This window comes from Stenotrophomonas sp. STK16_22, assembly GCF_051984505.1.
Taxonomy (GTDB): Bacteria; Pseudomonadota; Gammaproteobacteria; order Xanthomonadales; family Xanthomonadaceae; genus Stenotrophomonas; species Stenotrophomonas maltophilia_A.
Genome location: NZ_CP196972.1, coordinates 3,230,854 through 3,252,332, shown reverse-complemented (window position 1 = coordinate 3,252,332; position 21,479 = coordinate 3,230,854). Strand labels below are relative to the sequence as shown.

At 67.3% G+C, this 21,479-nt stretch carries 17 protein-coding genes and 1 tRNA gene; 8 read left to right on the top strand and 10 right to left on the bottom strand.

Annotated elements, in window-relative coordinates; all coding sequences use genetic code 11:
- Positions 1-5: 5 nt before the first annotated feature.
- Positions 6-491: a hypothetical protein gene (locus ACSYAO_RS15220; protein WP_134951937.1), complete on the bottom strand. Its 486-nt coding sequence runs from the start codon at positions 489-491 to the stop codon at positions 6-8.
- A gap of 161 nt (positions 492-652) precedes the next feature.
- On the opposite strand from ACSYAO_RS15220, the gene ACSYAO_RS15215 reads away from it, so the two are divergent.
- Positions 653-823, top strand: a complete 171-nt coding sequence (locus ACSYAO_RS15215) for a hypothetical protein (RefSeq protein ID WP_165929940.1) — start codon at positions 653-655, stop codon at positions 821-823.
- A 62-nt stretch (positions 824-885) separates the two neighbouring features.
- Here ACSYAO_RS15215 and ACSYAO_RS15210 read toward each other — a convergent pair.
- The 4 genes from ACSYAO_RS15210 to ACSYAO_RS15195 form a co-directional block, all read right to left on the bottom strand.
- Positions 886-961: transfer RNA gene (locus tag ACSYAO_RS15210), tRNA-Ala, on the bottom strand.
- A gap of 61 nt (positions 962-1,022) precedes the next feature.
- Complete coding sequence (locus ACSYAO_RS15205; protein ID WP_149909446.1) at positions 1,023-1,949, bottom strand: alpha/beta hydrolase; 927 nt, start codon at positions 1,947-1,949, stop codon at positions 1,023-1,025.
- The gene (locus tag ACSYAO_RS15200) at positions 1,939-2,832 is read right to left on the bottom strand and encodes an alpha/beta fold hydrolase (protein WP_134951934.1); all 894 of its coding nucleotides are present in this window, start codon (positions 2,830-2,832) and stop codon (positions 1,939-1,941) included. Before ACSYAO_RS15200 ends, ACSYAO_RS15205 begins: the two co-directional genes overlap by 11 nt.
- Before the next feature lie 20 nt (positions 2,833-2,852).
- On the bottom strand, positions 2,853-3,908 hold the full coding sequence (locus tag ACSYAO_RS15195) for a sugar phosphate isomerase/epimerase family protein (protein ID WP_134951933.1): 1,056 nt from the start codon (positions 3,906-3,908) through the stop codon (positions 2,853-2,855).
- A gap of 101 nt (positions 3,909-4,009) precedes the next feature.
- Here ACSYAO_RS15195 and ACSYAO_RS15190 point away from each other — a divergent pair, with 101 nt between their 5' ends.
- Together ACSYAO_RS15190 and ACSYAO_RS15185 are read left to right on the top strand one after the other, a co-directional pair.
- Positions 4,010-4,591 carry a TetR/AcrR family transcriptional regulator gene (locus ACSYAO_RS15190; RefSeq protein WP_049461862.1) on the top strand — a complete coding sequence of 194 codons (582 nt, stop codon included), beginning with the start codon at positions 4,010-4,012 and terminating at the stop codon, positions 4,589-4,591.
- Positions 4,592-4,771: 180 nt separating this feature from the next.
- A complete protein-coding gene (locus ACSYAO_RS15185) occupies positions 4,772-7,102 on the top strand; it encodes a TonB-dependent receptor (protein ID WP_032130294.1) in 2,331 nt (776 codons plus the stop codon).
- An 88-nt stretch (positions 7,103-7,190) separates the two neighbouring features.
- Here the strand turns inward: ACSYAO_RS15185 and ACSYAO_RS15180 are convergent, their stop codons facing one another.
- Both ACSYAO_RS15180 and rnd read right to left on the bottom strand, forming a co-directional pair.
- Positions 7,191-9,230 (bottom strand): DUF4034 domain-containing protein, encoded by a 2,040-nt coding sequence (locus ACSYAO_RS15180; RefSeq protein ID WP_223224730.1) that lies wholly within the window; start codon positions 9,228-9,230, stop codon positions 7,191-7,193.
- A gap of 156 nt (positions 9,231-9,386) precedes the next feature.
- Positions 9,387-10,466: a ribonuclease D gene (gene rnd, locus ACSYAO_RS15175; protein ID WP_149909444.1), complete on the bottom strand. Its 1,080-nt coding sequence runs from the start codon at positions 10,464-10,466 to the stop codon at positions 9,387-9,389.
- A gap of 84 nt (positions 10,467-10,550) precedes the next feature.
- Here rnd and ACSYAO_RS15170 point away from each other — a divergent pair, with 84 nt between their 5' ends.
- Together ACSYAO_RS15170 and ACSYAO_RS15165 are read left to right on the top strand one after the other, a co-directional pair.
- On the top strand, positions 10,551-12,437 hold the full coding sequence (locus ACSYAO_RS15170; protein WP_049423890.1) for a formylglycine-generating enzyme family protein: 1,887 nt from the start codon (positions 10,551-10,553) through the stop codon (positions 12,435-12,437).
- An 89-nt stretch (positions 12,438-12,526) separates the two neighbouring features.
- Positions 12,527-13,423: a M48 family metallopeptidase gene (locus ACSYAO_RS15165; RefSeq protein WP_049401698.1), complete on the top strand. Its 897-nt coding sequence runs from the start codon at positions 12,527-12,529 to the stop codon at positions 13,421-13,423.
- Between the two features lie 436 nt (positions 13,424-13,859).
- Here the strand turns inward: ACSYAO_RS15165 and ACSYAO_RS15160 are convergent.
- The 3 genes from ACSYAO_RS15160 to queG form a co-directional block, all read right to left on the bottom strand.
- A protein-coding gene (locus tag ACSYAO_RS15160; RefSeq protein ID WP_197656034.1) for an IS3-like element ISStma2 family transposase occupies positions 13,860-15,211 on the bottom strand; the annotation gives its coding sequence in 2 pieces (ribosomal slippage) (positions 13,860-14,764 and positions 14,764-15,211; 1,353 coding nt in all).
- A 186-nt stretch (positions 15,212-15,397) separates the two neighbouring features.
- Positions 15,398-16,729, bottom strand: coding sequence for an exodeoxyribonuclease VII large subunit (gene xseA, locus ACSYAO_RS15155; protein ID WP_049463075.1), 1,332 nt, complete (start codon positions 16,727-16,729; stop codon positions 15,398-15,400).
- Between the two features lie 45 nt (positions 16,730-16,774).
- The gene (gene queG / locus ACSYAO_RS15150; RefSeq protein ID WP_049463076.1) at positions 16,775-17,845 is read right to left on the bottom strand and encodes a tRNA epoxyqueuosine(34) reductase QueG; all 1,071 of its coding nucleotides are present in this window, start codon (positions 17,843-17,845) and stop codon (positions 16,775-16,777) included.
- Between the two features lie 23 nt (positions 17,846-17,868).
- On the opposite strand from queG, the gene ACSYAO_RS15145 reads away from it, so the two are divergent.
- The 3 genes from ACSYAO_RS15145 to ACSYAO_RS15135 all read left to right on the top strand — a co-directional run bounded on the left by ACSYAO_RS15145 (position 17,869) and on the right by ACSYAO_RS15135 (position 21,477).
- A complete protein-coding gene (locus ACSYAO_RS15145; protein WP_049463077.1) occupies positions 17,869-19,353 on the top strand; it encodes an NAD(P)H-hydrate dehydratase in 1,485 nt (494 codons plus the stop codon).
- Positions 19,350-19,832: a tRNA (adenosine(37)-N6)-threonylcarbamoyltransferase complex ATPase subunit type 1 TsaE gene (gene tsaE, locus ACSYAO_RS15140; RefSeq protein WP_032130506.1), complete on the top strand. Its 483-nt coding sequence runs from the start codon at positions 19,350-19,352 to the stop codon at positions 19,830-19,832. Before ACSYAO_RS15145 ends, tsaE begins: the two co-directional genes overlap by 4 nt.
- A gap of 82 nt (positions 19,833-19,914) precedes the next feature.
- Positions 19,915-21,477, top strand: a complete 1,563-nt coding sequence (locus ACSYAO_RS15135; RefSeq protein ID WP_032130507.1) for an N-acetylmuramoyl-L-alanine amidase — start codon at positions 19,915-19,917, stop codon at positions 21,475-21,477.
- Positions 21,478-21,479 lie beyond the last annotated feature (2 nt).

Genomic DNA, 21,479 nt, shown 5'->3' with positions numbered 1-21,479 from the left:
CGCGGTCACGTGCGTGGTGAGTAGCGAATGCCGCTGCTGGCCATGAAGCCTTTCGGATCGAAACGGGCCCAGGCTTCGCCCCAGTTGAACCGGGCGCAGCCGCCGGTCAGTTTTCGCCCCAATGCCGTGGCCAAGGTGCGGCGCATGAACGCGACTTCGGCATCGATCGCTGCCTGGGTTGGCCAGCCGTCTTCCAGTGTTGCACCGGGTAGATCGACGCCCATCGTCACCATGTCGAGCTGTTGCCCGTGGAAGCACAGGCTGATGCCAGCGGGCGCACCGCCCAGGCTGAGCCGGTGCAGGCTGAGCCAGTGATAGCCGGTGCCGACATCACGCTCCCCACTTGCCAAGGCGGTAAAGGCGATGCGCGCTTCATCCAGTGAGAGCGTGGGGCAGATCAAGGCCGGCAGATTGCCGAGCTGGATGCTGCCGTCGGTCGCATCGAGGCGCATCGGCACGGCGTGTGCTGCGTGCTGGACAGAAGAGGGCATGGCATACCGGTGGGCGTGGTGCCTCGGATTCTGGCTGCACGGGGGCCGCAGCGGCAAGCCAGTGCCTGCACATGACGTTGGCACAGGACTGACCTGTGGCTTACCCGGCAACCTCTAGCGTGATGGGCAACGTTGGCGTTCCGCCGGCGAGGGAGATTTCAATGAACGAGCGAGGCAAGGATCAGGACCCGAAGCAGGGCATCCAGGAAAGCCGCCAGGACAGGAAGCAGGACGACGTGGCCAAGCAGCGGCCGGGGCAGCGCGATCAACAGGTGCGCGATACGCACTCGCGCAGCCCGCAGCGCAAGGACGGCGGCGAGGAGCCGGCCTGAGCCGGGGGTGCTGAAAAGAAAAAACCCGCAGATCACGGAGATCTACGGGTTCTTCTGAATAGTGGTGGAGCCAAGGAGGATCGAACTCCTGACCTCGTCATTGCGAACGACGCGCTCTCCCAGCTGAGCTATGGCCCCACGGCAGGCTTTCAGTGTAGCGCTGCCTGCCGGGCTTGCCAAGCGCCGTCCCCCAGCCGGTTCAGGCCAGCGCCTGGCGCAGCAGATCGCCCGCGCGCTGTATCGCCATGCCGGTGGAAGCGGCCACGCCCTGCAGGTGGATGCAGGCGTGGATCATCCCCGGCAGCCGCTCCAGCGTGCAGTCGACACCCGCAGCCTGCACGCGGTGCGCGTACTGCTCGGCCTCGTCGCGCAGCGGGTCGTGCTCGCAGCTGAGCACGGAGGCTGGCGCCAGCCCCTGCAGGTCGGTTGCGTGGGCGGGCGAGGCCAGCGCCGACGGTTGGGCCAGATCACCCAGATAGGCCTGCCAGCAGCGCTGCATCAGTTCGGCGCTGAGGTAATAGCCTGTGGCGTAGTCGCGGTAGGAACCGCTGCCCATGCCGGCATCCAGCGCCGGGTACAGCAACAACTGGTGGCACGGTTGCGGCAGGCCCTGTTCGCGCAGCAGCAGGCAGCCGGCGGCGGCGAGGTTGCCGCCGGCGCTGTCGCCACCGATTGCCAGCCGCCGTGGGTCCAGGCCGAGGCGCTCGGCGTTGTCCTGCAACCACCGCCAGGCGTCGGCGACGTCATGCAGTGGAATCGGGAACGGGTGTTCCGGCGCCAGCCGGTAGCCCACGGCGACAATCACGCAGCCGCTGGCATTGGCCAGCGCGCGGCAGGGGCCGTCATAGACCGCCAGTGAACACTGGAACCAGCCGCCGCCATGCGCGAACAACAACGCCGGTGCCGGTCCATCGGGCAGCCCTTCCGGTGTGTAAAGGCGGACTTCCAGCGCGTGGCAGTCGCGTGCGATCACCGCATGCTCGATCACATGCGCAACCGGCTGCGGCGCGCCCTGAAGCTGCGGCAGCGCACTCTCGCTGATCGCACGCAGCTCGCGCAGGTCGTCAGGCAGCGGATGTGCCGCAACGGCATCGACGAACTGCTGCAGCGCGGGTTCAAGCCGCATGACGTGCCTCCTGCAGGAACGGCAGAAGCTGCGCCAGGAACGCCTGCGGCGCTTCTTCCATGATGAAGTGGCCGCAGCCCGGCACGATGCTGCCGCGCACGTTGTCGGCATGCGGTTGCAGGGTCAGCATCGGCGCATCGGCGGTGGCGTGTTCGGCGCCGATGGCCAGCACCGGCATCGCCAGCCGGCGCTGCGCGCGCAGCTTGTTCTGGCGGATCGTCTCCGGAATCGCGCGGTACCAGGCGAAGCCGGCCCGCAGTGCGCCAGGGCGGCTGTAGGCGGCAATATAGGTATCGGCGGCCACCGCATCGCGCCGGTACGACCAGCGGTCGAACATGAATTCCAGGTAGGCGCGCTCGCGCCCCGTAATCAATGCTTCCGGCAGGTCGGCCACCTGGTTGAACATGAAGTGCCAGAGGAAGATGTTGTCAGCCGGTGCGGCGAAGATGCCCGGTTCCGGCGCCAGGCCGGGAATCACCGCTTCGGTGACCGCCAGCTGGCGCACGGCCTGCGGCTGATCGCTGGCCAGCGCATAGGCGATCCACATGCCGATGTCATGCCCGACCACCTGGTAACGATCGTGGCCCAGTGCCTGCATGGTCTGGTGCAGGACGGCGGCGGCACTCCCAGTGTCGTAGCCGTGGGCAGGGCGGTCGGATTCGCCGATGCCCGGTGGATCGACCGCGATGGCTTCGAAACCGGCTTCGGCCAGCGCATGCAGCACGTGGCGCCAGGCATACCAGGTCTGCGGCCAACCGGGAATCAGCAGCACCGGCTCGCCATGGCCGGCGGAAACACAATGCACGCGCTGGCCGTCGATACGCAGGTAGTGATGGCGCAGGGCATCGTCGCCGGCAGTGCCAGCGGAAGAAAGGGTGTTCATGGGGGTTGCTCCGTTGGGGCTCAGGCGATGCCGAGCATCTGCTGCATCTGTGTGGTGCTGATCGGTGCACCGGCAAAGTCGTCGAAGATCTTGTCGGTGACCGGAATGATGTGGTTGCGGATGAACGCGGCACCTTCGCGCGCGCCGGCTTCCTGGTCCTTCAGGCAGCACTCCCATTCCAGCGTTGCCCAGCCCTGGTAGTCGTACTGGGCCAGCTTGGAGAAGATCGACTTGAAGTCGACCTGGCCGTCGCCCAGCGAGCGGAAGCGGCCGGCGCGCTCGGTCCAGTCGGCATACCCGCCATAGATGCCCTGGCGCCCGCTCGGGCGGAACTCCGCATCCTTGACGTGGAACATGCGGATCAGCGGGTGGTAGATGTCCAGGTACTCCAGGTAGTCCAGCTGCTGCAGCACGAAGTGGCTGGGATCGAACAGGATGCGGCAGCGCGGGTGCTGGTCGACGCGTTCGAAGAAGCGCTCGAAGCTGGTGCCGTCATGCAGGTCTTCGCTGGGATGGATCTCGTAGCAGAGGTTGATGCCGTTGTCCTCGCAGGCATCGAGGATCGGCCGCCAGCGTCGTGCCAGTTCGTCGAACGCCGCGTCGATCAGGCCCGGCGGGCGCTGCGGGAACGGGAACAGATACGGCCAGGCGAACGAGCCGGAGAAGGTGCCCATGTCCTGCAGGCCCAGCCGTCGCGAGGCACGGGCGGCCAGGTGCAGCTGCTGCTGCGCCCATTCGCTGCGGGCCTTCGGGTTGCCGCGCAGTGCTTCCGGGGCGAAGCCATCGCAGAGCTCGTCGTAGGCCGGATGCACGGCCACCAGCTGGCCGAGGATGTGGGTGGTCAGTTCGCTGACCTGCAGGCCGTGCTCGGCCAGGGTGCCGCGGAGGTCGTCGCAGTAGTCCTGGCTGTCGGCAGCCGTGGCCAGGTCGAACAGGCGTGCATCCCACGCGGGAATCTGCAGGGCCTTGAAGCCGTGGCCGGCGGCCCACGCGGCAATGCTGGCGAGGCTGTTGAACGGGGCCTGGTCGCCGGCGAACTGCGCCAGGTGCAGGCTGGGGCCCTTGAGGGTCTGCATGTGTTGCTCCAATTGTTTGTCGATCAACAAAGAATAGGCGCGACCCTCGCGGTGGTCAACACCCGCGTTACACTGCGCGCCTCACTGGAGCAGGCAGGCAGATGGCAGGGCGACCGCGCGAATTCGACAGGGACCAGGCGTTGCGCAAGGCGATGCTGCTGTTCTGGCAGCACGGCTATGAAGGCACGTCGATGTCGGCACTGGTGGAAGCACTGGGCATCGCCTCTGCACGCATCTATGCCGCGTTCGGCAGCAAGGAGCAGTTGTTCCGCGAAGCCGTTGCGCTGTATGAGGAAGGCGAGGGCGGCTTCGCGCCGCGCGCGCTGGAGCAGGCCACGCTGCGCGAGGCGATCGGGTCCATGCTGCGTGACGCCGTGCTGACCTACACCCGGCGCGGGCGGCCACACGGTTGCCTGGTGGTGTCCTCGGCCAGCAGCGTGTCGCCCGATGGCGAGGGCGTACGGGACTGGCTGGCCAGCCATCGTCGCCAGCGTACGGCGGCGATCATTGCGCGGCTGCAGCAGGCGCAGGCCGAAGGGCAGCTGGCCGGCGATGTGGCGGTGCAGGCACTGGGCGATCACTTCGCCACGGTGCTGCACGGCATTTCGGTGCAGGCCCGTGACGGCATCAGCCGCGAGCGGCTGCTGGCGATGGTCGATGTGGCGTTGACCCCGCTGCCCTGAGTCAAGCCTTCGGGGCGTGCCGAATGCCCGGTGACTGTGCCGAAACCGCTTGTTTCGCCGGGTTTGGGTGCTGCGCAACGAAATCGTAACAATTTGGGGGATAATGGCGGCTTGCGCAGTTATCCTCCTTTTTGCCGCCCGGCTCGCGCAGGCCGCACGGACGCCTCCTCAGAGCATTTCATGCCCTCCCATTCCGATTCCCGCCGCCTGTCGGGTATGTCGTCTTCCTTCGTTTCCTTCCGCCGCCATCCGCTGGCCCTGGCCTGTGCCGGCCTGGCCCTGGTCGGCAGCTTCGGCGCCGCCGCACAGGACAGCGCGCCGACCCCGACCGGCCTGGACACGATCACCGTGACCGCCGAACACCGTGAGCAGAACCTGCAGGAAGTGCCGGTCTCGGTGGGCGTGGTGCAGGGCGAGCGCATGCGCGACTTCACCGCCGGCGGCGACGACACCCTGCTGGCGCTGTCCGGTCGTGTGCCGAGCCTGTATGCGGAAACCACCACCGGCCGCATCTTCCCGCGCTTCTACATCCGTGGCCTGGGCAACATCGACTTCTACCTCGGTGCCTCGCAGCCGGTGTCGATCATCCAGGACGACGTGGTGCTGGAACACGTGGTGCTGAAGTCCAACCCGGTCTATGACGTGGACCAGGTGGAAGTGCTGCGCGGCCCGCAGGGCTCGCTGTTCGGCCGCAACACCACCGCCGGCATCATCAAGTTCGACACCCTGAAGCCGACCCAGGACTACACCGGCCGCGTCAGCGCCAGCTACGCGTCCTACAACAGCGTGTCGATCGACGGCGGCTTCGGTGGCCCGATCAACGACATCGCCTCGTTCCGTGTGTCGGCTCTGTACCAGCACCGCGACGATTACGTCGACAACACCTACAAGGGCCCGAGCGCCGACGGCACGGTCAGCCCGAAGAAGAACGCCATGGGCGGCTTCGATGACCGCAACGTGCGCGCCCAGCTGCTGCTGACCCCGAGCGACCAGTTCTCGATCCTGGCCTCGGCCCACGCCCGTGATTACGAAGGCACCTCAACCCTGTTCCTGCGCGGTGCGCTGACCAAGGGCTCGAACAAGACCGACGTGCCGCGCGACAAGGTCGCCTACGACGAAGCCGGCAACAACCCGCAGGCGTACAAGACCTATGGCGGTTCGGTGAAGGCGCGTTATGACTTCGGCGCGATCGACTTCACTTCGATCACCGCCTACGAAACCACCTCCGGTTACAGCCGTGGCGACACCGACGGCGGTGCCGCGGTGAACTTCCCGGTCAACGGCGTGCCGAACGGCTACGGCCAGTCGATGGGCCGCATCCGTGACCTGGACCAGTGGACCCAGGAATTCCGCCTGGCCAGCCATGACGACAGCGCCCTGCAGTGGCAGGCCGGTGCGTTCTACTTCAACGGCAGCGACACCACCGACTTCTACCAGCGTGCATGGTTCCTGCAGGGCGCGGCCCGCAACCCGAACAACTGGGTGCGCCTGCGCAACAAGAACACCTCGTGGGCCGGGTTCGGCCAGATCAGCTACGCCTTCACCGACAAGTTCACCGTCACTGCCGGCCTGCGCCAGACCAAGGACGAGAAGCACACCCGCCTGCTGAAGACGGCTGACACTGCCGCTGGCGTGGTCACCTACAAGGGCCGCACCGACGTCAAGATGTCCGACACCACCCCGAGCTGGGATCTGAGCGCGATGTATCAGATCACGCCGGACGTGAGCGTCTACGCCAAGGTCGCACGCGGCTTCCGCGGCCCGACCATCCAGGGCCGTTCGGCGGTGTTCAATGCCGACTTCACCACCGCTGATTCCGAGACCATCCTGTCCTGGGAAGCGGGCGTGAAGAGCAGCCTGTGGGACAACCGCCTGCGCCTGAACGCCACCGCGTTCACCTACACCGTCAACGACATCCAGCTCAACGGCAACGATTCGGACGGCAACGGCGTGCTGTTCAACGCCGACAAGGCCAAGGCCTACGGTTTCGAAGCGGACATGGAGCTGCGTCCGATCCCGAACCTGACCCTGAGCGCCGGCCTGAGCCTGCTGCACAGCGAGATCAAGGACAAGCGCGTGTACGCGCAGGTCTGCGGCCTCAATGGCCAGGTGGTCTGCACCGTCGGCGACCCGACCATCAAGGTCGGTGCCAACACCTTCGCGCAGATCGACGGCAACCCGCTGCCGAACGCGCCGAAGTACAACGTCAACCTGGCGGCCCGCTACGACTTCCCGGTGAGCGACGCCGGCACCATGTTCGTGTCCACCGACTGGAACAAGCAGGGTTACACCAGCTTCGTGCTGTACGACAGCAAGGAGTTCAACTCCAAGGGTGACTTCGAGGGTGGCCTGAAGATCGGCTACTCGGGTAACTACGGTGCCTACGAAGTGGCGCTGTTCGCGCGCAACATCACCAACGAGAAGAACCTCAAGGGTGTGATCGAGAACTACATGGCCGCGGTCTACAACGAGCCGCGTACCGTCGGTGTCTCGCTGAACATGAACTGGTAATGCGCTGTCGCGATGGCGGGCCAGCCTGCCATCGCACTGCCTGAATCAAGAGGGCGGCCCGGTGATCCGGGCCGCCCTTTTCGTTGCGTCAGACCGCAGTGAGGTCGCTGTCCTGGCTGCGCTGGCCGAAGGTCAGGGCCCAGGTTGCGCTGTCCACCTGCTGGCGGTCCTGTTCCTGCTGCTTGCGTGCGCGGCTGGCACCGAACCAGCGGCCCTCGCCGTTGATCAGCGGCGCCATGCGCACCACGTCCACATACTCCGGATCGATCTCGCTGGCGCGCTGCAGCCAGGTCAGCGCCAGGAACGCATTGGCCGGGACGCCGTTGCCGAAGTGGTAGACGTCGGCCAGGTAGCCGGCTGCCCACAGTTTGTCGTCGTCCTCACCGCGCCACCACAGCGGAATCAAGGCGCGTTCGACCGCTTCGCGCTTGTGCGCGTCGCTCTGGCCATCGAATGCCAGGCAGGCCAGGTTGCGGCAGGTCGGGCCCCACACGCGCTCACCGGCGTCGGCTTCGCGCAGGCAGCGCAGGTACAGCTCGCGCGCACGCGCTTCATTATCCGCGCCGCCTGCAGCGACGAGGCGCACGGCCAGGTTGTAGGTGGCGATCAGGTCGCCGCCTTCGACGGCACGCTCCTGCCAGTACAGGGCTTTCTGGGCATCGACGAAGTCCGGCTGGTCGCGGCCGCCCAACCGGCCTTTGTACAGGTCGCACAGCGCGGCCATCGCACCGGCGTCGCCGTCGTCGGCCATGCGCTGCAACAGCGACAGGCCTGCGGCCTGCGAGACATCGCAGAACAGATTGGAAGCGAAGGTGACCGTGGACGTCTTCTGCTGCGCCGCCAGTTTCAGGGCGCGCTGCAGCAGGGGGTGCGCACGTGCCGGATCGGCTGCCTGGCCGAGCAGCCCATGCTCGATGGCGGTTGCGGCCCAGAGCAGGCCGAGCGCGGAATCACCTTCGCGCGCGGCGTAGTCCACCACCTGCGCGAACAGCGCTTCGGCGCCGTCAACATGGGCGAACCAGGTGCAGGCTTCCAGGCTGCTGAAACCTCCGTGCAGGACCATGTCTCGATCCAGCACCCAGGCCTGCTGCAGGTCCTCAAGCACGGCCTGCATGCATCCGGCATCCCATTGCACCTGGTCTTCGATCTCCTCGATGCGCCCGAGATGAAAGCGGAGTGCAGCACGCTGGGTCAGGACTTCAGCACGCACGTAGCCCTCCAGGTGCCAGTCAAGGATCTGTGCATACGCGCGCTCATGCACGGCTACCGCTTCGGCATCCCCGCGGCGCGGCAGGTCTCCCATCCAGTCCTGTTCCTTGCACCAGCGCAACGCATTGCGCTGTGCCAGCTCCAGGCCACGACACCAGCCGCCATCGATGAAATCCTCCATCGCTTCGTGACTGCCGCCCCAGCGCGGGTACAGGTAGTAGAGGGTGTCTTCCAGCGTGCCCAGGTCGTCCGGTCGCTGCTCCAGCACCAGGCGCATCCAGTACGCGAGAGGCGCATCGAAATCGTCCTCGCTGCGATCGCGCAGCAACGTGGGCAGCGTATCCGGCAGCGTCTGCAACGGGGCACCGAAGCGCGAAAGCAGCTGCAATGCCTGCGGCCAGGCTTGCGGATAGTGCTCGGCCAAGGCGGCTTCATCGGATTCGGGCGATTGCCCCGCCTGCAGTGCGCGCAGCCAGTTTGGCTCGCGCAGGTAGCTGGTGATGCGCTTGATGCCATCCAGCGCCAACGCCGGGCGCTGCGACAGCGCGATCGCCTGCAGGTAGGCATGCACGGCGTGGTCGCGTGCCTGCTGTGCGGCCAGCCACTGGCTGTCTTCCACCAGTGCGGCCACATCGGCGCTGCGCAGGGCGCCAGCGGCCGACTCCCAGCAGGCACCCAGGCGCAGGTGTGCGTAATAGCTGTGGGGAGCGGCGGCAACCCATCGTTGCGCCTGCTGCAGGCGCTCATCCAGGGGCAGCGCCGTGTCCTGCAGGTTGCGCAGGCGCCAGCGGATGCCGGGCAGCGGCCGGGTGCCGTTCAGCCAGGCCTGTTCGTGTGGGGCAAGCAGCGCCTCAAGTGCTGCATGGTCGTGTTCCTGCAGCGCGGTGCGCGCCTGCGCGCGCCAGGCCAGGTCGTCCATGGAAAGGCCGTCTTTTACAAGTCCATTTGTCATCTGATGCAATCCAACAATAGCGGGGACGCTATTGGACAGGCCCGCGCCCGCGTCGGCAAGCATGGCAGATGCTCATGTTTGCGGCGCCGGCGCCGGCGCCGGGTTGCCCGGCGCCGGTTGATCTCAGTGTGCGGGCAGCAGCGCCTGCAACCGCGATTCCAGTTCCTGCTGGCGCCAGCCGGCCAGTGCTGCCGGCCATTGGCGGCGTTCCAGATAGCTTTCCAGATGCTTGCGGGAGGCCAGCACGCCATCCGGCAGGCCCAACTCGCGGCTGCGCTCGGCCACCGCGTCTTGAAGCTTCTTCACCGCCTGCTTGTTGCTGTCATTGGCGGGTAGCGCCAGCGGTGCCCCGGCCTCATCGGCCAGCGGTGTGGACAGCGCCTGCCAGACCGCGCCGGCCAGCTTGCGCGGTGCCTTCGGGAACTGCTCGAACAGCTTGCCCAGCGCAGCCTCGTCGGCCGGTGGCGTGCGCGCCAGGGTGGCGGCCAGTTCGTTGTCCAGGATCCAGCTTCGCGGGCGGTCGCTGTTGCGTGCCTGCACATCACGCCAGCGCAGCAGGCGCAGCAGGCGGTGCTGTGCGGCCGCGTCGAGGAACTGCGCCGAGCGCATCGCCAGATGCGGCCAGCGGTCTTCGTCATTGGCGACGCTGGCCAGCAGGCGCTCGCCATCGTCGTGCAGCCACTGCTGGCGGCCGAGTGCCTGCAGCTTGGCATCAATGGCGTCATGCAGCGCGAACAGGTGCTCGACGTCGTCGGCGGCATACTGCAGCTGCGACTCCGAAAGCGGGCGGCGCATCCAGTCCGAACGGGTTTCGCCCTTGGCCAGGGCGACGCCGGTGATTTCCGCCACCAGCTTCTGGTAGCCCATGCCGCCGCCGATGCCGGCCAGCGCAGCACCGATCTGGGTGTCGAACAGCGGCCGTGGCAGCACGCCGCACGCCCACTTGAAGGCGACCAGGTCTTCGCTGGCGCTGTGCATCACCTTGGTGATGGATTCATCGGCCAGCCACGGCGCCAGCGCCTCGGTCATGCCGGGAATCAGCGGGTCGATCAGCAGGATGTCCTGCCCGACCGCCATCTGCACCAGGGCCAGCTGCGGCCAGAAGGTGCGCTCACGGATGAATTCGGTATCCAGGCCGATGCGGGTCGGGCGCTGCTGGAAGTACGCATCCAGCTCGGCGGGGGTGGTGATCCAGGTTGCCACGGGTCAGGGCCTACTACTCGGGTTTGCTCAGGCAGGGGAGAATAGCCTAACGTCGGTGCGCGTCCGTGCCGAAGGAGGCTCTGCTTGCGTTTTTCGTTGTCGCCCGTGCTGTGCACCGCCCTGGCCTTGGCCCTGGCCGGCTGCACGCCGTCGCCCCCCACGGCAACGGACCGGAGTGCCGGGGAACAGGCGCGCCCGTCCGCGGACGCAGACAGCGACGAGCGCCCGCAGGCCGGGCAGGGCAGCGTGACCATCGCCGGTGAGGATGCCGCCGAGGATGTACAGCAGTGGACGCCGCCGCGGGTGGACCGCCAGGGCCGCAGCCTGGCCCAGTTGCGCCGCGCCGCCGAGCAGGCGTTCGCCGAAGGACGGCTCTATGAGGATGCCGATGCCGCCATCCCGCTGTGGCTGGCGGTACAGGAAGAGGATCCGGATGACCGCCAGGCTCGCCAAGGCCTGCAGCGCGCCCGCCAGCGCCTGCAGCAGCAGGCGGATGCGTTGCTGGTGCGGCCGCTGAAGCAGCGCGAGGCGCTGGCTGAGGCCAGCCGCCAGGCGCTGGTGTTGCTGACGCTGGCGCCAAAGGACGAGAAGGTGCGTGCGCTGCAGGGACGGGTGGAGCTTGCCCAGCGTGTGGTGGCCTATAACCGCGCCGGCGAAGAGGACCTGCGCTCGGACCGGATCGGTGAAGACGGGGATGGGGCCATCGGCAACTTCCGTGAGGCACTGGCACTGGATGAGGACAACAGCCGCGCACGGCAGGGACTGGCCGCGGCCGAAAGTGGACTGATCCGCCGCGCCGAAGACGCGGCACGCACGCGCGATTTCGCCAGCGCCGGCACCTGGCTGGCCGAAGCGAGCAAGGTGCGCGACTCGTCGCCCACCATCGCCGACGCGTTCGAGCGCATCGAGCAGATCCGCGCGGCGGCATTGCTGCAGCTGCGCGATGACGGCCTGCGCGACCTGTCCACGCCGCAGGGCCTGAAGCCGGCGCGCGAGAAACTGGCCGAGGCCCTGCGCATCGCCCTGCCGGGAGACGCGGTGGTGGCCCAGCTGCGTGAGCGTATCGACCTGGCCACCCACTACGGCAGCTTCCGCCCTGGACAGGTGTTCAGCGACGCCATGCGCGATGGCGGACGCGGGCCGCAGATGGTGGTGGTGCCGCATGGCGGTTTCCAGATGGGCGCCGGCGATGCCGAGCCGGGCTCGAGCGATGCCGAGCGACCATCGCACTATGTGCGCTTTGATCGAGGCTTTGCGATGGCGATCACCGAGGTCACGGTCAGCGATTTCCAGCGCTACGTGAAGGCGACCAATGCGCGCCCACGGGCGACGCGGCGCGGCCATTCGGTGGTCTATGACGAACGCAGCGGCAACTTCATCCGCCGCAGCGGCGTGGACTGGCGCTCGGATTACGACGGTGGCCGCGCGATGGCCAATTCGCCGGTGATGCACGTCAGCATCCGCGATGCCGAAAACTATGCGGCGTGGTTGTCCGAGCAGACCGGGCGCAGCTACCGGTTGCCCAGTGAAGCAGAGTTCGAGTACGCGCTGCGCGGTGGCAGCAGTGGTCGCTACCCCTGGGGCGATGCCGGCACGCCGCCGCCGGGCAGCGGCAATTTCACCGGCAGCAAGGACGTGTCGCCGTCAGGGCGGCATTGGCACAACGCCTTCATCGGCTATGGCGATGGCTGGTGGGGGCCGGCACCGGTAGGGAGTTTCCAGGCCAATGCCTTCGGCCTGCACGACATGGGCGGCAATCTCAGCGAATGGGTGGCCGATTGCTGGCATGCCAGCTACCGGCGCGCGCCCTCCGATGGCGCCGCCTGGTTCAACCCGGGCTGCCGCGCACGGGTGATCCGGGGCGGCAACTGGGCCAATGCGCCGGAGCAGACCCGTGCCGCCTGGCGGCAATCCCAGGACTCGGATACCACCAACGCGCGCATCGGCTTCCGCCTGGTACGCGGCATCTGATCGGCGGCCGGCTTCACCCGTTGCTGGCATCGGCGCACTAAGATTGCGCCGTGCCCGCCGGCCGGCGGGGCCTGCTGGAAGCCGACCCGATGCGCAATGATCCCTTCTCCCGCTCGCCGCAAGGCCCGCAACGGCGCGGCCTGTTCGGCAACATCCGCTGGTGGGTGCTGTTGCTGGCCGCCGGCTATGCGGTCTTCTACTGGTTTTCCAACCGCACGGTGGATCCGTATACCGGCGAGAAGGTGATGATCGACAGCAGCCTGGATGCGCGGCAGGAGACCGCTTTGGGGCTGCAGGCCTACCAGCAGATCCTGTCGCAGGAACGGCCGATGGATCCCAATGCGCCGATCGCGCGCGATGTGCGCGACATCGCCCAGCGGTTGATTGCCAAGGTCGATGTGGTGGAGACCGCGCTGGCCCAGGAGCACGGCGTGCAGCCGGCGCATTTCGCGCGGGATTTCCAGTGGGAAGTGAATGTGATCCCATCCGAGCAGGCCAATGCGTTCTGCCTGCCGGGCGGCAAGATGGCGGTCTACACCGGGCTGGTGCCGGTGGCGCGCACCCGTGATGCGATGGCGGTGGTGATGGGCCATGAGATTGCCCATGCGCTGCTGCGCCACGGTGCACAGCGGATGGCCCAGCAGAAGCTGACCCAGATCGGGCAGGTGGCCGGCGCCGCCAGCGGCATGGATGCGCAGCAGCAACAGATGATGATGTCGGCGATGGGTTATGGGTATCTGCTGCCGTATGCGCGCAGCCACGAGACGCAGGCCGATGAAGTGGGGCTGATGCTGGCCGCAGCGGCGTGCTTCGATCCACGCGAGGCGGTGCCGCTGTGGCAGCGCATGGGCCAGGCCAGCGGTGGCCAGTCACCGCCGGAATTCTCCTCGACCCATCCCAACCCGGGTACCCGCATCCAGAACCTGCAGGCGTTGATGCCGAAGGCGCTCGAGTACCGGCAGAAGTTCTGCGAGCAGGCAAAGTAGGGGGTTGTTCGGCAGGGCTGCGCCCTGCACCTGCTACAAGCCAGAGCAACAGCAACAGCAACAGCGTGCATTCCGTGGGATGGCGGGGTGGGTCCGGTTGCGGGAGACGCCGTAAACCCGTCCATGGGGGCTTGGCCGCGGCATCCATGCCGCGGACACTCCCGCAACCGGACCCGCCCCGCCTTCGACAGATTCTCGCGACCTGCAGTAGATCCACGCCGTGCGTGGATGCTCTTCGATCTCGATTCGAAATATTCGATTCCGATGGAGATTCATCCACGCATGCGTGGATCTACCGTGTTGACCAAGGTCGACAACTACCAACAGCCACCGGAATCTGTCAGAGGCGGGGCGGTGTGGTTGTGCAGGACCGTTGGCGCCATGGATGGCGCCATCAAGCCCCCATGGTGAAGTGACCCCCGAGACTTGGACGGGGTCAGGCGGCCGATTGGGCCTGCTCCCGGTACTTTACCGGGCTCAGACCTTTCAGTTTCAGTTTGATGCGCTCTTCGTTGTAGTACTGGATGTATTCCACCAGCCCAGCTTCCAGACTCTCGATGCTGTCAAAGCTGTTCAGGTAGAAGAATTCCGACTTCAGCGTCCCAAAGAAGCTTTCCATCGCCGCATTGTCCAGGCAGTTGCCGCGCCGGGACATGCTTTGTTTCAACGAGTGCTTTTCCAGCATGTGCCGGTAGTTTTCATGCTGGTACTGCCAGCCCTGGTCGGAGTGGATCATGGGGCGCTCATCCGGGGGAAGCTTCTTGATGGCCTCCTCCAGCATTTGACCCACCAGATCAAATACGGGCCGACGCTTGATCTGATAAGCCACGATTTCGCCGTTGTAGAGGTCCATGATCGGCGACAGGTATAGCTTCATGCCCTGCACCTTGAACTCGGTCACGTCAGTCACCCACTTCTGGTTGGGCCGCTCGGCATGGAACTGGCGATTGAGGTCATTGCCAACCACAACATTGGCCGCCCCCTTGAAGGCCTGGTAGCGCTTTACGCGCACCCGCGATTTCAGTCCCATCTCCCCCATCAGGCGCTGAACCCGCTTGTGATTGGTCCGATGACCCTGATTGGCTAATTCCAGCGTCACCGTGCGATAGCCATAGCGCCCTTGGCTTTGATCGTAGATTGCACGGATGCGCTCGCACAGGGCTGCCTCATCCTGATCCGGATGGGCCAGGACATGGTTCTGGTAATAGAACGTACTGCGTGACAGCTCAGCTGCTTCGAGCAGAAGCGACAGCGTATGAACCTGCCTCAATCCTTGGACGGCTTGCGCTTTGCGTCCTGCGCCGCCTGCTCTTCCCGGATCAAGGCATCGAGTTTTTTTAGGTAGTCGGTCTCCGCACGCAGATAGGCGACTTCCTTGAGCAGCTCATCGCGGCTCATATCTTCAGGCGGCTTGGACGAACGGGTCTTCTTCATCGGCTTTCGGGGCGGCGGCGGAGGGGGTGCCAACGCTTGGGCACCGCCTTGAGCATACAGGCGCCGCCATCGCCCCACCGCGCCGGCATCGCCAATTTGAAAGTAGGTGGTGGCCTCGCGCCCGGACAGGCCGTCCTGGCTCATTTTCTCCAGGACAGCCAGCTTGAACGGGAGGTCATAGGACCGGGCCTGGCGATGAAATCCCCGCCTACCATGCAGCCGATAGGTCGCCACCCAGCGCCTGACCGTGGAGAACTCCAGGCCGTGGCGACGGGCAATGGCTTTGACCGATGTGGAGGTCTTGCAGGCCTCTTTGGCGACCTGCAGTTTGAAACGCGCGTCGTATTTGTTCATGTATCCCTCGGGGTTGGATCTGGTGTCCAACTCCCGGGGGTCACTTCATGGATGGGTTTACGGCGTGTCCTGCACAGCCACACCGCCCCGCCATCCCACGGAGTACAAGCTTTGGCTGTTGCTTCGGCTGTTGCTGTTGCTTGAACGCTTCTGCAGGTGCAGGGCGCAGCCCTGCCGAACACCCCTTTACTTGACCTGCACCTCGATCACGCCGTCGCCAACACGGGCCTGCAGGGCGTCACCAGGCTGCACCTGGTCGACGTGCCGCACCAGGGCACCATCATCGCTGCGGGTCAGGATGCTGTAGCCACGTGCCACAGTCGCCAGCGGGCTGACCGCTTCCAGCGAACGCGCCAGCCCGCGCAGGCGCAGTGCATCGCGTTCCAGCAGACGCTGCATCGCAATCTGCGGGCGCCCGCGCAGGGCAGCCAGACGGCGCTGCATCGCATCGAGCTGGCGCTGCGGATGGTGCCCGCGTAGCACCGCCGCCGCATGGCGCAGGCGCGCGGCACGGCGTTCCTGCTGCTGGTTGAAGGCGGCATGCAGGCGCCGACCCAGATCCAGTTGGCGGCGGCGCAGCAGGTCCAGCCGCGCCTGCGGGCTCTGTGCGTTCAGGCGCAGCAGGGCACGATCGGCGCGCTGCATCGCCTGCTGCATTGCATGCCGTTGCAGCTGCACCATGCGCGCCGCCGTGCGGCGCAGGCGCAGGGCCAGTTCGCGCTGGTCGGGTACCAGCAGCTCGGCCGCCACCGACGGCGTCGGTGCGCGCAGGTCGGCGGCAAAATCGCTGAGGCTGAAGTCGGTTTCGTGTCCCACCGCCGACACCACCGGGGTGCGGCTGGCGGCGATCGCTCGGGCAAGGGCTTCATCGTTGAAGGCCCACAGGTCTTCCAGCGAGCCGCCGCCGCGGGTCAGCAGGATCACGTCGTAGCGGCCACTGGCGTCGGCGGCCTGCAGCAGGCGGGTGATCTGCGCGGCGGCACTGCTGCCCTGGACCAGGGTCGGCAGCAGGTCCACTTCCAGCAGTGGGAAGCGGCGGCCGAGCACGCTCAGCACGTCGCGTACGGCGGCACCGGTGGGCGAGGTGATCACTGCCAGGCGCTGCACGTGCGCCGGCAGCGGCCGCTTGCGTGCGGGGTCGAACAGGCCCTCGGCCTCCAGGCGTGCCTTCAGCTCCTCGAAGGCGCGGCGCAGCGCGCCTTCGCCGGCTTCTTCCATGTGGTCCAGCACCATCTGGTACTCGCCACGGGCGTCGTACAGGGTCACCTTGCCGCGCACCAGCACGCGCATGCCTTCGCGCGGCACGAACTTCAGGTACTGCGCCTTCATCCGGAACATTGCTGCGCGCAGCTGCGCACGTGCGTCCTTCAGGGTGAAATACAGGTGCCCGGAGGCAGGGCGCGCCACGCTGCCCAGTTCGGCCTCGACCCAGATCGCCGGGAAGCTGCCTTCCAGCAGGTCGCGGGCCAGGGTGTTGAGCTGGCTGGGGGTGAGGATGTCGTTGTTGCGTGGCTGCATGGGAACGGCGTGCTGCGGGCGGAACGGGGGGCTCAGGATCGCACGTCAGCGCACCGTGTGCTGGCCCAGCGCCCACTGCACGTGTTCACGCACCAGCGGCGAGGGATCATTGATGCGGGTATGCAATGCGGCGAGCGCTTCGGCAGAGGACGGTGCGTTGCCCAGTGCCACGGCGATGTTGCGCAGCCAGCGTTCATGGCCACTGCGCCGGATCGGGCTGCCTTCGGTACGGCGCAGGAACTCGGCTTCATCCCAGGCGAACAGCTGGTCCAACCGCGCGGCATCGAGGTTGTTGCGCGCGCGGAAATCGGCTTCGTCGGTACGCTTGGCGAACTTGTTCCAGGGGCAGACCAGCTGGCAGTCATCACAGCCGTAGATGCGGTTGCCGATCAACGGCCGCATCTCTTCGGGAATGGCGCCGTCGTGCTCGATGGTCAGGTAGGAGATACAGCGCCGCGCGTCCAGCCGCTGCGGGCCGGTGATGGCCTGGGTCGGGCAGACATCGATGCAGCGCGTGCAGGTACCGCAGTGTGCTGTGGCCGCTGCATCGATCGGCAGCGGGATATCGATGTAGATCTCGCCGATGAAGAACCAGGAGCCGCCATGGCGGTCGATCAGGCAGGTGTGCTTGCCGATCCAGCCCAGGCCGGCATTGCGCGCCAGTGCGCGTTCCAGCACGGGGGCGGAATCGACGAATACGCGGTAGCCCAGCGGTGCCACTTCATCGTTGATCTGCGTGGCCAGCTTCTGCAGGCGGTTGCGCATCAGCTTGTGGTAGTCGCGACCCAAAGCGTAACGGGCCACGTAGGCGCGGCCCGGGTCGGCCAGGGTTGCCCAGGCTTCGGTGTCGTCCTTGTGGCTGTAGTCCATGCCCACCGAGATCACCCGCACGGTGCCGGGCAGCAGTTCGGCCGGGCGCGCGCGCAGGGTGCCGTGGCGCGCCATCCAGTCCATCGTGCCGTACAGGCCCTGGCCCAGCCAGTCGGCCAGGTGCGCTTCATCCTCGCCCAGCTCGATGCCGGCGATGCCACAGCGCTGGAAGCCATGCGCACGGGCGAGTTCGCGGATGCGCTGCACGGCCTGGGCCGGATGGACAGGGGCGGGGACGGGGGACATGTGCACCAGTATAAAATCCCCGCATGGCCAACCTTGCCGATCTGTTCGATTCCGCTGCCGCGCGTGCGCTTGATGCGCAGGCCTCGGCGCTGGCCGCCGAGGGCGGTTGGGGCCTGATGGCACAGGCCGGCCAGGCCGCCTGGCAGTGCCTGCTGCAGCATTGGCCGCAGGCGCAGCGGATCGGCGTGGTGGTTGGTGCGGGCAACAACGGCGGCGACGGCCATGTGCTGGCCCGCCATGCGTTGCAGGCCGGACGTGAGGTGACGGTGATCGCCTTGCCGGGGAAGCCACCGTCAACCGCGCTGGCACAGCGTGCAGCATCGGAATTCACATCCGACGGCGGCACCATCACCGATTTCGACGGCGCGCTTCCCGAGGCCGATATCTGGGTCGATGCACTGTTCGGGCTGGGCTTCGATCGCGTGCCGGAGGGCGTGGCGCGGACGCTGATTGCCGCGCTCAACGCGCAGGCGGCACCGGTTCTGGCGCTGGACGTCCCCAGTGGCGTGGATGCCGACCGCGGCGCCGTACCGGGCGAGGCGGTGAGGGCGGCGCTGACCGTGCAGTTCATCGTGCCGCATCGCGGGCTGTACACCGGCGATGCGCTGGACCATTGCGGGCGGAAGGCGCTGGCGCCGCTGCAGCTACCCGCGGCCGCATGGCAGGGCGTGTCACCCGCTGCGCAGCTCTGGACGCAGGTGCGCCTGCCAGCCCTGCTGCCGCCGCGCCGCACCAATACCCACAAGGGCGAATCCGGGCACGTGCTGTGCGTCGGCGGCAACCATGGCAGCGGCGGCGCCATCGCCATGGCGGCTGAAGCGGCGTTGCGCGCGGGTGCTGGATTGCTGAGCCTGGGCACCCGCCGCGACCACGTTGGCCCGTTGCTGGCGCGGCTGCCCGAAGCCATGACCCATGCACTGGAAGATGGTGACGCGCTGCCGGCACTGCTGGACAAGGCCAGGGTGGTGGCGATCGGCCCCGGTCTGGGCCAGGACGAATGGGCGCGCGCACTGTTTGCGCGGGTGCTGGCCAGCGCCAGGCCACTGGTGGTCGATGCCGATGCACTGAACCTGCTGGCGCAGGATCCGCGCGCGCTGCCCGACGCCATCCTTACGCCACACCCGGGCGAGGCCGCGCGCCTGCTGGGTTGCAGCACGTCTGACATCCAGGCCGATCGCTTCACCTGCGCACAGGCACTGGCCGAGCGCTTCCACGCCGTGGTGGTGCTGAAGGGCGCCGGCAGCATCGTCGCAGCGCCGGGGCAACGGCCACGACTGATCGCGGCTGGCAATCCCGGCATGGCCGTGGGTGGCATGGGAGACCTGCTGACAGGCATCATCGCCAGCCTGCGTGGGCAAGGCCTGGCCGCCTTCGATGCCGCTGCCGCTGGTGCGCTGTTGCATGCGCTTGCCGGCGACGTCGCTGCCGCCGACGGCGCGCGCGGCCTGCTTCCAACTGATCTGCTGTCGCCGCTGCGGCGACTGGCCAACCCGGAACTTTCCCGATGATCGATTTCTTCCTTGCCGACAGCGATGCCACTGAACTGCTCGGGCAGTGGCTGGCCGCCACCCGACCGCCGCAGGCGCTGGTCGAACTGCGCGGCGACCTGGGCGCCGGCAAATCCACCACCGCCCGCGCACTGCTGCGCGCACTGGGCGTGCAGGGGGCGATCCGCAGCCCGACCTACACCCTGGTCGAGCGCTATCCGCTGGCCAGCGGTGGCGAGGCCTGGCATCTGGATCTGTACCGGATCGGCCAGGCCGGCGAGCTCGATTTTCTCGGGCTGGACGAGGGCAGCGCGGTGTTGTGGCTGGTGGAATGGCCGGAACGCGGCGCTGGCGCGCTGCCGCCGACCGACCTGGTGGTGGCGCTGGAGATCGAGGGGCAGGGGCGTCGGGTCCGTCTCACTGGAGCCAGCGACGTCGGACATGAATGGCTGGAACGGCTCCCCCAAGGGGGCGACTTGCAGGCCATTTCTGTCGGCTGACGAGAACAAACACCGGCAGGTTACGGATTATTAAGGAAAAAGGTGTTGCATTCCGTTCAGCGCGGTGATTGAATCCTGAGCCATGCGCCCGGGGAACCGTCTCATTGCCATCTGTGCCGCCGTCGGACTGAGTCTGGCGAGCGTCAGTGCGTGGGCCGGTGAGGTCCGTCAGGTCCTGCTGAATACCGGCGCCACCGGCACCCGTGCCGAGATCTCGCTGGTCGGCAGCGGCGGTTACAAGACCTTGTCGCTGGCCGGACCGAACCGCCTGGTGGTCGATTTCCCGGACTCCAGCGCCATACGCAACCTGAAGATGCCGGCTGCACAGGGCGTGGTCACGGCCGTGCGCACTGGACAGCCGGTGCCGGGTACCTTCCGTGTCGTTTTCGACCTCGCTGAATCCGTGGCGCCGTTCCGCCCGCAGATGCAGCGCGAGGGCAATGAATCCAAGCTGGTGATCGAATGGCCGGGTGATGGCCCGGCCGTGGCCGCCAGCCGCCCGCCAGCGACGCCGGCGGTGCAGCCGCAGGCACCGGTCAACACGCCCGCACCGACGCCGGCCGAGAGCGCGCAGTCGCGCAACGACGCCGCGCGCGCCACCGCGCTGTTGACCGCGCAGGTACAGCAGCAGGCCAGCGCCGCGGCTGCCACACCGGCCACTCCGACCCCGGCCCCGTCCACTGCACCGGCCCAGGTCGCGGCAGCGGGCACGGCTGCCAGCAGCACGCCGTCCGCATCGCCGGCTGCGATCCTTGCCGGCCAGCGTACCGCCGCCGTGGTAACCACGCCGCCGGCCACAGCGCCTGCACCGGTTCCGACCACGGTGGTGCCACCGCGTCCGGCCATGCCCAGCGATGCCTCGCGCATCCGCATGCAGGCTGGCATGCGCCACCTGGTGGTGGCCATCGATCCAGGCCACGGCGGCCAGGACCCCGGTGCGATCGGCCCGACCGGCAAGCGCGAGAAGGATGTGACCCTGGCCGTAGCGCGTGAGCTGGCCCGTCAGGTCAACGCGACGCCGGGCCTGAAGGCCTACCTGACCCGCGACAGCGACGTGTTCATTCCGCTGCCGATGCGCGCGCAGAAGGCGCGTGCGAACAAGGCCGACATCTTCATTTCGATCCATGCCGATGCGGCGGAAAACCGTTCGGCCACGGGCTCGTCGGTGTACGTGCTGTCGACCAAGGGCGCTTCTTCGCAGCGCGCCCGCTGGCTGGCGGACAAGGAAAACGCGGCCGACCTGGTCGGTGGCGTGCGCCTGCAGCAGACCGAAGGCACGCTCGCCAACGTGCTGCTGGATCTGGCCCAGAGCGGCTACATGAAGGCGTCCGAGGACGCGGCCGGCCATGTGCTGGGCGGCCTGAAGCGGATCGGCAACAACCACAAGCCGAACATCGAGCGCGCCAACTTCGCGGTGCTGCGTACTTCGGACATGCCGGCGATGCTGGTGGAAACCGCGTTCATCTCCAATCCGGATGAAGAGCGCCGCCTGATCGACCCGGCCTACCAGCGCAAGATCGCCGGTGCGGTGCTGGACGGCGTGCACACGTTCTTCAGCCGTCAGCCGCCGCCGGGCACGTTGTATGCCGCCCGGGCCCAGGCCGAGATCGACGCCGCCGGCACCATGGCCGGCGGCAGCAAGTAACC

Excerpts from the sequence above, each read along its gene's own strand:
- ACSYAO_RS15220 (WP_134951937.1), bottom strand. The coding sequence starts at position 491 with ATGCCCTCTTCTGTCCAGCACGCAGCACACGCCGTGCCGATGCGCCTC.
- ACSYAO_RS15215 (WP_165929940.1), top strand. The coding sequence starts at position 653 with ATGAACGAGCGAGGCAAGGATCAGGACCCGAAGCAGGGCATCCAGGAA.
- ACSYAO_RS15205 (WP_149909446.1), bottom strand. The coding sequence starts at position 1,949 with ATGCGGCTTGAACCCGCGCTGCAGCAGTTCGTCGATGCCGTTGCGGCA.
- ACSYAO_RS15200 (WP_134951934.1), bottom strand. The coding sequence starts at position 2,832 with ATGAACACCCTTTCTTCCGCTGGCACTGCCGGCGACGATGCCCTGCGC.
- ACSYAO_RS15195 (WP_134951933.1), bottom strand. The coding sequence starts at position 3,908 with ATGCAGACCCTCAAGGGCCCCAGCCTGCACCTGGCGCAGTTCGCCGGC.
- ACSYAO_RS15190 (WP_049461862.1), top strand. The coding sequence starts at position 4,010 with ATGGCAGGGCGACCGCGCGAATTCGACAGGGACCAGGCGTTGCGCAAG.
- ACSYAO_RS15185 (WP_032130294.1), top strand. The coding sequence starts at position 4,772 with ATGCCCTCCCATTCCGATTCCCGCCGCCTGTCGGGTATGTCGTCTTCC.
- ACSYAO_RS15180 (WP_223224730.1), bottom strand. The coding sequence starts at position 9,230 with ATGGACGACCTGGCCTGGCGCGCGCAGGCGCGCACCGCGCTGCAGGAA.
- ACSYAO_RS15165 (WP_049401698.1), top strand. The coding sequence starts at position 12,527 with ATGCGCAATGATCCCTTCTCCCGCTCGCCGCAAGGCCCGCAACGGCGC.
- xseA (WP_049463075.1), bottom strand. The coding sequence starts at position 16,729 with ATGCAGCCACGCAACAACGACATCCTCACCCCCAGCCAGCTCAACACC.
- queG (WP_049463076.1), bottom strand. The coding sequence starts at position 17,845 with ATGTCCCCCGTCCCCGCCCCTGTCCATCCGGCCCAGGCCGTGCAGCGC.
- ACSYAO_RS15145 (WP_049463077.1), top strand. The coding sequence starts at position 17,869 with ATGGCCAACCTTGCCGATCTGTTCGATTCCGCTGCCGCGCGTGCGCTT.
- tsaE (WP_032130506.1), top strand. The coding sequence starts at position 19,350 with ATGATCGATTTCTTCCTTGCCGACAGCGATGCCACTGAACTGCTCGGG.
- ACSYAO_RS15135 (WP_032130507.1), top strand. The coding sequence starts at position 19,915 with ATGCGCCCGGGGAACCGTCTCATTGCCATCTGTGCCGCCGTCGGACTG.